We start from the raw sequence: 9,388 nt of genomic DNA on the forward strand, positions 1-9,388 counted from the left end.
AATAAAATCTTCTTAAAATATATGAGATTCTATTGTCCTGCCACTTAGATTCTATTTCATTAAAGTGGATTTAGAATCTAGCTATTAACTTCAGCCAAAACAGCTAAAAACTACAACGCAAATAAATCACTAAATTCATTAAATGCCATAGATTCTAGCTTGGCTTGATTTTCACACACTGCCTTAATCTGCTCGCATTTTTTGGGGCTAAGTTTTAGGGCGATATTGCGTTCAAATTTGCTCACTAACACAGGGATACCCTCACTTCTTCGGCGTTTATGCCCGATAGGATACTCCACTTCCACCTTTTGGCTCTTACTGCCATCTTTGTAGAAAATCTGCACTGCATTAGCGATTGATCGTTTATCTGCCTCCAAATACTCACGCGTATAGCGATCATCTACTTCTACTACCATTTTATCACGCAGGGCGTCAATGCGTTTATCACTCGCCACAGAGTCTTCATAATCTTCAGCGGTTAGTCGCCCAAACACAAGCGGCACAGCCACCATATACTGAATGCAGTGATCCCTATCAGCAGGGTTTGCTAGCTCACCGACTTTGTTGATGATTCTGTGTCCAGATTCTTGCGTGGTAATCACAATCTTTTCAATAGAATCTAGCTTGTCTTTGACTTCATTATGCAGTTTCAAGGCGCATTCTACCGCCGTTTGCGCGTGGAATTCCGCTGGGAAGCTGATTTTAAACAGCACATTTTCCATTACATAGCTGCCAAATTCTTGCGGGATAGTGAGCTTTTTGCCCCGCATTTTCACATCTTCAAATCCCCAAAACTCCGCACTTAACGCACTTGGATAGCCCATTTCTCCACTTAATGCTTTCAAAGCTAGATTTACGCCCCTTGAGCTTGCATCTCCTGCCGCCCAGCTTTTGCGTGAGCCTGTGTTTGGCGCGTGGCGATATGTCCGCAACGCCCCGCCATCAATGAAAGCGTGGCTTACTGCGTTTCGCACTTCTTCAAAGCTCCCGCCTAGCATAGCACACGCCACCGCAGTAGAAGCGATTCTAACAAGCAGCACATGGTCTAGCCCTACTTTGTTAAAGCAGTTTTCTAACGCTAGCACTCCTTGAATCTCGTGGGCTTTAATCATTGCACTTAGCACATCTTTGACTTTTAAAGGCTCTTTACCTTCAGCAATATTTTTGCGGCTTAGATAGTCAGCTACCGCCCAAATCGCCCCTAGATTATCGCTTGGGTGTCCCCACTCTGCGGCTAACCAAGTGTCATTAAAATCAAGCCACCTAACCATAGCTCCCACATTAAACGCCGCTCTCTCTGGCTCTAGCTGATAGCTAGTCCCCGGGATTTTCGCTCCCAAAGGGCGAAACTCCGCGCCCTCAACAACAGGTCCTAAAAGTTTGGTGCAAGCTGGAAAGTTTAATGCCAAAAGTCCGCAACCTATGGTATCCATAAGGCAGTATCTAGCCGTCTCATACGCTAAAGGGGAGTTAATCTTATACTCCAACGCATAACGCGCAATTTTTGTTAGCAGCTCATCAAATTCTGGTCGTTTTGTGTTTAGTGTTCCCATATCGGCACTCATTGTGTTCTCCTTGTAATTTAGGTGTAGTAAAATCCGCCCTTGTCTGTCCATTTGCAAGATTTAGGGATTTTTACAATAGTCATTACCCTTAAGGTAACTCCCATTGTAAAAACCCCTAAAAACTCACAAAGCAACAGAGCAATGGCTAGAATTTGTGTTTTTATAAAATTCTAGAAACTAGATTCTAGATTCACCGCCGCTGATTGCCAAGCCAAATAGTTAGATTCCCACTCGGCAAAATACAAACCATCTAAGTAGCAAAACCGCACTCCTAAGCGTTAAAGATTTTGTGATGATTTTTTAAGTTTTAATTAGAAAGGCACACAAAACCAAACGCTCAAGCGGAAAGATTTTTGAGCTAAAAATGGGGCTTTGCAAGGCTTTGGCAAGGAGTTACCTAAGCGGTAATGACGCCGCCAAAGCCGAAGCAATCGCCGTTTTTAGCCAAAAAGCTAACGCTTATCCATAGGGACAAACGCTTTGTTTTCTGGTCCTATATATTGCGAACTAGGTCTAATTAACTTATTATTCCCCCTTTGCTCAAAGATATGTGCCAGCCACCCTGCCGTGCGTGAAAAGATAAAAATCGGCGTGAAATACGGCGTGGGAATCCCCATAAAGTGATACGCACTCGCACTATAAAAATCAAGATTAGGGAAAAGCTTCTTTTGCTCCCACATCACCTTTTCTATCGCTTCACTTATGGGGTATAGCCCCTTTGTGTCTTTCACATCATCACTCAATCTTTTACTCCACGCCTTAATCACCACATTTCGCGGGTCTTTCTCCACATATACGCGATGTCCAAAGCCCATAATCTTATCTTTTCTAGCAAGTTTGTCTAAGATCCCCTGCGTTGCCTGCTCTGGCGTTCTAAACTCCTCTATCAAATCCATTGCCGCTTCATTTGCTCCGCCGTGCAGCGGTCCCCTTAACGCCCCAATCGCCCCCGTGATTCCTGCATACACATCAGACATTGTCGCAGTAATCACCCTTGCGGTAAATGTAGAGGCATTAAACTCGTGCTCTGCATACAGGATTAGACTAGCGTGCATAGCCTTTACCCATAGCTCTTTTGGCTCTTTTTGGTGCAAGGATTCTAGGAAATACCCGGCGATAGAATCTTGGCTAGATTCTGTGCTTATCTCCTTGCCGCTTGTGTGATAATGATGCCAAAAGCATAGGGCTGAAGGGAAAATCCCTAAAAGCCTTGTGCCAATTCTCTGCTGATTAGGGAATTGTGCTTTAAATACATCATATTCTTCTCTCTCCAAACAACCAAGCGTAGAACACGCTGTCCGCATAATATCCATAGGGTGTGCGTCTTTTGGCAAAAGTTTTAGCACTTCTTTTAGCTCTTTTGGTAAGCCTCTTGCCGCAATCAATTCCTTTTTGAACGATTCTAGCTCTGCCTTATTAGGAAGCTTTTCTTTTAATAGCAAATATGCCACTTCCTCAAACTCACAATGCTCGGCTAAATCATAAATATCATATCCTCTATAATTTAGCCCGTGTCCTGTGCCACAAGTGCAAATCGCGGATTCTCCCGCGCTTATCCCTGCTAAGCCACCTACTTTTTTTGCCACTTTTTCTGTTGGTGCTGCCATTGTTTCTCCTTTCTATTAAAGTATCTTTTGTAGATTATTTTTTGCTTTTAAAGAGTGTATCGAGCTTTTGCTCATACTCGTGGTAGCCAAGCATTTCATACAGCTCATCTCGTGTTTGCATAGAATCTATGCTGTTTTTCTGTGAGCCATTGTTGATAATATCTTTAAACACCGCTAAAGCCGCTTTATTCATCGCCCTTGCCGCGGAGAGTGGATACAGCACCATAGAGATTCCTACATTTGCTAGCTCATCTTTTGTGAAATAAGGCGTTTTACCAAATTCTGTGATATTTGCTAGAACTGGCACTTTAATCACATCGGTAAATTGCTTATACTCCTCTAGCGTGTGGATTGCTTCAGCAAAGATCATATCCGCCCCCGCTTCCATATATGCTAATGCTCTTTCAATCGCTGCTTGTTGCCCTTCACTTGCGTGGGCATCAGTCCTTGCCATCACCACAAAGCTAGAATCCAGCTTCGCATCCATCGCCGCTTTTATCCTATCACACATCTCTTCTTTGCTTACAAGCTCTTTGTTTGGGCGGTGTCCGCAGCGTTTTTGCGCGACTTGGTCTTCTATGTGGCAGCCTGCTGCTCCACTTCGCGTTAAGTCCTTAATCGTCCTAGCAATGTTAAATGCCCCACCCCAGCCCGTGTCCGCATCTACAAGCAAGGGTAAATCACTCACTGCTGTAATGCGGCGCACATCAATGCAAACATCTTCTAATGAGCTAATGCCAAGATCAGGCACACCTAAGCTCATCGCCGCTAATGCTCCACCGCTTAGATACAGTGCTTTTGCGCCGCTTTTTTGTGCTTGTATAGCAGAGTAGGCGTTAATCACGCCTATGACTTGCAAAGGAGTATTTTCCTTTAATGCTTCTCTAAATTTTTGTCCTGCTGTTTTCATTTTGCCTCCTTTAAATTTTTATTTTTTGGGTAGCCAAGATTTGCTAATGCTTTCTCAATCTCTGGCAACACACTAAAATCTTCAATCGTGCTAGGCATTTTCCATTCATTGCCATCGGCAATATCACGCATTGTGCCGCGCAGGATTTTACCACTTCTAGTCTTTGGCAGTCGTGCCACCACTGCTACAATATGCAGTGAAGCCACCGCACCAATCTCTTCTCTCACAAGCTGCACAATGCCTTCGCATAAGCTTTGCGTATCTCGCTCCAGCCCATCTTTTAGCACGACAAAGGCTAGTGGAATCTCACCTTTTAACTCATCATTTACGCCAATAACCGCACATTCTGCAGTATCTGGGTGTTTAGAAATAGCCTCCTCCATACCACCAGTTGAGAGCCTATGTCCTGCGACATTGATGACCCCATCCATTCGCCCCATCACAAACACATAGCCATCTTTATCGATATAGCCGCTATCACCGGTGAGATAATAGCCCGGATAGTGATTAAGATAAGAGTTTTTATATCTTGTATCATCGCCCCAGATTCCCATTAGGCACGCAGGGGGCAGAGGCAGCTTAATCACAAGATTACCTAGCTTTCCGGCTTTGCATTCCTTGCCCTCTTCATCTAGCACTTTGAGATTAAATCCGGGCATAGGCTTTGTAGGTGAGCCGGGTTTTACAGGCATTTGCTCTAGTCCTAGCGGATTTGCCGCTATCGCCCAGCCGGTTTCTGTCTGCCACCAGTGATCAATTACTGGTTTTTTAACAAGCTTTTCGATCCATTTGAGTGTATCGCTATCGCACCGCTCCCCAGCGACAAATACCGCTCTAAGTGAGCTAATATCATACTTTTTCAGCCATTCACCCTTAGAATCCTCTTTTTTAATCGCCCTAAATGCAGTAGGTGCAGAAAACAAAATATTGACTTTATACTCTTGCACTACACGCCAAAAAGCTCCCGGATTTGGTGTTTTGACCGGCTTTCCTTCATAAACGATTGTCGTGCAGCCATTCATCAAAGTGCCATACACAATATAGCTATGCCCTACAACCCAGCCTACATCACTTGCCGCCCAAAAGACATCGCCGGGCTTGGCGTTATAGATATTATCCATAGACCACTTCATCGCCACAGAATGCCCGCCATTACTGCGGATAACGCCCTTTGGCTTTCCAGTCGTGCCAGAAGTATAAAGCACATAAAGCGGATCAGTCGCATCCACAGGCACACACTCCACGGCTTCAGTTTTTTCCTCTTCACTTGCCCAATCCACATCACGCCAAGGCAGCATATTTGCCCTCTCTTGTGGGCGTTGCCAGATGAGACAGGTGGTGGGCTTATGGCTAGAGCTTTTTATGGCTTCATCTAAGATAGGCTTATACTTCACTACGCGTGAAATCTCTATCCCACAAGAAGCACTCATAATTACGCGCGGCTTGGCATCTTCAATCCTAGCGGCTAGCTCGTGTGCGGCAAATCCGCCAAAGACCACGCTATGAATCGCCCCTATCCTAGCACAAGCAAGCATTGCAATCACTGCTTCTGGAATCATAGGCATATAGATAAGCACTCTATCGCCTTTCACCACGCCTTTATTGACTAAGATTCCAGCCGTTTTTGCCACTCTTTTGCGGAGTTCTTTATAGGTGTAGGACTTTTTTGTGTCCGTTACAGGTGAGTCATAGTGCAATGCCACTTGATCGCCTCTGCCATTTTCTATATGTAAATCAAGTGCGTTGTAGCAGGTATTCATACACCCACCGACAAACCACCGATAATGATCATTTACTACATCAAGCACCTTATCCCATTCGTGATACCAATGCACTTTTTTAGCAGCTTCTGCCCAGAAGGCTTCGGGATTCTCAATGGATTGTTTATACGCTTCTTCATATACCGACATCTATATCTCCTTTAAGTAAGATGAAAGGTTTTTACGCAGATTTGATAGCATGGCTACAAACTGATTCTTATCAAATAAAAATCTTTTATGTAAAGAAAAATGGTGATTAACAGAAAATTTATTTTGCGAGAAAGAATTTTGTAATAAAAAAGTTATGGTACAAATTTTTATAATATAAAGTGGGTTAAAATTAGAAGCTCTACTTAAAGTATTGAATATTTTTCTACAAAAAATACTATCTAAAACACAAATGCAACACATATCCGTCCTTTATATTCCTACTTTCATAACTTTATTGCTTTTTTATGCCTTTATTCTAATTTATCTAATTTTTAACATTTTTGTCAATAATTGCTTTTTATTTTGTATAAATTTTTTTATTTGCTAAAAATTATCCATGAGAGATATTGTAAGAAAATTGCGATAAATTACCGCTACAACCTTATTTGTCATTGCAAATGATACATATAAAATGGATATAATTTTATGTGATAAAAGGTAAAATTTTATAGTAACATATTGTAACAATATAGAAAAAGGAATACTCATGTTTGTTGATAGTGTATCAATTTTTATTGGATCTGGACATGGTGGGGCTGGTGCGGTTAGCTTTAGAAGAGAAAAATTTGTCATTCAAGGCGGTCCTGATGGTGGCGATGGTGGTCGTGGTGGTGATGTGTATTTTTTAGTGGATAAAAACACAACTACACTTGCAAAATTTCGCGGACACAAAAAGTTTTTAGCTGGGAATGGAATGCCCGGTATGGGTAAAAATTGCAATGGAAAAAAGGGTAAAGACATAGTCATTAAAGTCCCACCCGGCACACAAATAATTAATGAAGAAAATAATGAAATACTGCTTGATTTACTCATAGATGGAGAGAAAGTAAAATTACTTAGTGGCGGTAAAGGTGGGCTTGGCAATACGCACTTTAAAAATGCGAGTAATCAACGCCCAACTTATGCACAAAAAGGACTACCGGGCATATCCTTACAAGTGCGTTTAGAACTAAAATTAATCGCTGATATAGCCCTTGTTGGATTCCCAAATGTTGGCAAATCAAGCCTTATTTCCACAATCACAAACGCACGACCAAAAATCGCTGATTATGCCTTTACTACGCTTATCCCAAATCTAGGTGTAGTGGATATTGATGATTTGCATTCATTTGTTATCGCTGATATTCCGGGATTAATACAGGGGGCTAGCACAGGCAAAGGGCTTGGCTTACAATTTTTACAACATATAGAACGCACAAAGCTATTACTATTTATGCTTGATTCTTCATATTTTACTATGAATATAACACAACATATTGATACAACAATGCCACAAAATTCTGATATAGAATCTTTATTTGCCACACAGGACTTAGCACATAAGGCTTTGCTAAATCAATTTAGTGTGCTTTACAACGAGCTTTTATGTTACGCTCCAAAACTTGCAAATAGATATTATGCGATAGCTTTTACAAAAAGCGATGTGGAGTTATATGAGAGTTTTTGCGACTTTTCTTTTAAACAACACGAAAACTTACAATTGCAAACAAAAGCCTATATTTCACAACCACTGCTTGACTTTATAGAGAATGGAATCTCTATGGATTCTATAAAAGATGATACAAGCAAAGAAGAAAATTGTATCAATAATGAAAAAGGCAAAGACAACTCATCACTAAAACCCCCACTTTTCATTCTGCCTATATCAAGTGCTACGCATTGTAATTTAGAATCTTTAAAAACTTTGCTTTACTTTGCATTACAGGGGATTGGGTAAAGCTAGTAATCTTGTGTGGGTTGTAAAGCAGATATGGCATAATAGAATCTAAAATTTATAGTACAATTCCTGTCGATTGCAATAGAATCTTGTTGCCTTAGTCTTATTTAGTAAGATTATTACAACAAGATTTGAAAGATTCTAATTTTAAAGGGACTGATATGAAAAGAGTAGTAATATTTTTAAGTCTAGCTATATTTAGCTATGCTGATGTAGCAAGTGATGCGATAATGTGTGATTATGGTGAGAGTTGTTTAAAAAGATATGACACACTTTTAACAAAGCTTTGTAATAGTGGAAATAAAGAAGCATGCAACACTCTATCTAAACTTTATTATAATATACACAATTCAAGCAATGGCGACTACTACGCATGTAAAGCAGGTATTAGCGAAATGTGTCATGGTAGTGAAACTATAAGCAAAAATTCTGCTAATATAGACACAAGGGATACAAATTTGGCACAACCAATATGGAAATGTACTCGCTGAAGTGCATGATTATGGAAGGCAAACCGCATAGACTTATAAAACACTATTTTACAGGAAAGTGTATGAATGGACAAACTCTTACAAAATTCGCATCACAAAGGCTAAAACACGATAATGAAAAAGGCGATAAATAAAATTTCATAAAACCTAAGATTTATTTTTTTGCACCCTAAATCCTGCACCTACTCCAATGGGATAAAATCTAAATTCCACATTACAATGAAATCAAAACAAACATAAGAAGCGCAAAAACTAAGCAACAAAACCAAACACAACACATAAATAAAAAAAGCCAGATTAAACATAAATTTAAAAACAGGATTAAATATGGATACAAAAATAACAATCGCATTATTTGCAATCACTATGTTTTTATATATGCAGCTAAACTCTAAGCTAGATTCTATAAACTTAGGAAGAGATTCAAACGCAGCAATATTAAGTAACACTTAGGGATAGACAAAAGCTAGATGAGGCAAAAGATAAAATAGCATTATTAAAAAACAACATGAAAGCCCTAGAGAATACAGAATGTAAAAAATGCCATGTATTAAATGAAAACTTATTATTACCTATTGATAATAAAAAAATAAGCTATGAAACTTTTTACTCAATAGTAAGAGAGGGTGGCTTAATATATGCCTAGCTTTAATAATGAAGCAATAAGTGAAGCGAAATTACAAAAAATATATGCGACTTTATATGAAAGCAAATAAAATGATAAAGATTCTAACATTATGTAAGGCTTTGTCTCGTTGAGTGAAGCGAAACATCTCGCAAGTTTTGCAAGGTGGGTAAAATCCTTGCGGATTGCACGAGACGAAGTCGAAAAATCCTTTTTATTTACAAGTAAAGATGTTTTGCTTCACTCAACATGACAAGGTAGAAGCCTTTTCAAATATGTGTATAAAAAGAGGCATTTAAACTACATATTAAAACAATATGTATAAAAAAGAGATGTTTTTACTTTTTCAAAGTCTCAACATGACAAGGGATTAAATGAATATGACAAAATAAAAGACACTTTCACAGATAAGCAAGGAAATACACATAGTGTAAAAGATTTTTCAAATCACTTACATACACAAGTAAAAGAACAAGAGAGTAATTTCAAAGGCTTTTTACAAG

Annotated in this window: 8 protein-coding genes; 4 read left to right on the plus strand and 4 right to left on the minus strand. The window is 39.8% G+C overall.

Annotated features, from left to right (window positions below; all coding sequences use genetic code 11):
- Positions 1-110 precede the first annotated feature (110 nt).
- From prpD to C6H17_RS01560, 4 genes are all read right to left on the minus strand, one after another.
- Entirely contained in the window at positions 111-1,565 is a 1,455-nt protein-coding gene (gene prpD, locus C6H17_RS01545) for a 2-methylcitrate dehydratase (RefSeq protein WP_005218737.1), read from the minus strand.
- Positions 1,566-2,017: 452 nt separating this feature from the next.
- Positions 2,018-3,172, minus strand: coding sequence for a bifunctional 2-methylcitrate synthase/citrate synthase (gene prpC / locus C6H17_RS01550; RefSeq protein WP_020995848.1), 1,155 nt, complete (start codon positions 3,170-3,172; stop codon positions 2,018-2,020).
- Positions 3,173-3,206: 34 nt separating this feature from the next.
- Positions 3,207-4,082, minus strand: a complete 876-nt coding sequence (prpB, locus tag C6H17_RS01555; protein WP_005218735.1) for a methylisocitrate lyase — start codon at positions 4,080-4,082, stop codon at positions 3,207-3,209.
- Complete coding sequence (locus tag C6H17_RS01560; protein WP_005218734.1) at positions 4,079-5,992, minus strand: propionyl-CoA synthetase; 1,914 nt, start codon at positions 5,990-5,992, stop codon at positions 4,079-4,081. The genes prpB and C6H17_RS01560 overlap by 4 nt, the downstream gene beginning before the upstream one ends.
- A gap of 547 nt (positions 5,993-6,539) precedes the next feature.
- On the opposite strand from C6H17_RS01560, the gene obgE reads away from it, so the two are divergent.
- The 4 genes from obgE to C6H17_RS13220 all read left to right on the plus strand — a co-directional run bounded on the left by obgE (position 6,540) and on the right by C6H17_RS13220 (position 9,138).
- Positions 6,540-7,769: a GTPase ObgE gene (gene obgE, locus C6H17_RS01570; RefSeq protein WP_005218733.1), complete on the plus strand. Its 1,230-nt coding sequence runs from the start codon at positions 6,540-6,542 to the stop codon at positions 7,767-7,769.
- A gap of 161 nt (positions 7,770-7,930) precedes the next feature.
- Positions 7,931-8,260, plus strand: coding sequence for a hypothetical protein (locus tag C6H17_RS01575; RefSeq protein WP_020995850.1), 330 nt, complete (start codon positions 7,931-7,933; stop codon positions 8,258-8,260).
- A 327-nt stretch (positions 8,261-8,587) separates the two neighbouring features.
- Entirely contained in the window at positions 8,588-8,713 is a 126-nt protein-coding gene (locus C6H17_RS13215) for a hypothetical protein (RefSeq protein ID WP_020995851.1), read from the plus strand.
- Positions 8,714-9,015: 302 nt separating this feature from the next.
- Positions 9,016-9,138, plus strand: coding sequence for a hypothetical protein (locus C6H17_RS13220; protein WP_005218731.1), 123 nt, complete (start codon positions 9,016-9,018; stop codon positions 9,136-9,138).
- Positions 9,139-9,388: the final 250 nt, after the last annotated feature.

The sequence above is a fragment of the Helicobacter rappini genome, assembly GCF_900198625.1.
Classification (GTDB): Bacteria; Campylobacterota; Campylobacteria; order Campylobacterales; family Helicobacteraceae; genus Helicobacter_A; species Helicobacter_A rappini.

Coding starts and splice junctions, on each gene's coding strand:
- prpD (WP_005218737.1), bottom strand. CDS start 1,565: ATGAGTGCCGATATGGGAACACTAAACACAAAACGACCAGAATTTGAT.
- prpC (WP_020995848.1), bottom strand. CDS start 3,172: ATGGCAGCACCAACAGAAAAAGTGGCAAAAAAAGTAGGTGGCTTAGCA.
- prpB (WP_005218735.1), bottom strand. CDS start 4,082: ATGAAAACAGCAGGACAAAAATTTAGAGAAGCATTAAAGGAAAATACT.
- C6H17_RS01560 (WP_005218734.1), bottom strand. CDS start 5,992: ATGTCGGTATATGAAGAAGCGTATAAACAATCCATTGAGAATCCCGAA.
- obgE (WP_005218733.1), top strand. CDS start 6,540: ATGTTTGTTGATAGTGTATCAATTTTTATTGGATCTGGACATGGTGGG.
- C6H17_RS01575 (WP_020995850.1), top strand. CDS start 7,931: ATGAAAAGAGTAGTAATATTTTTAAGTCTAGCTATATTTAGCTATGCT.
- C6H17_RS13215 (WP_020995851.1), top strand. CDS start 8,588: ATGGATACAAAAATAACAATCGCATTATTTGCAATCACTATGTTTTTA.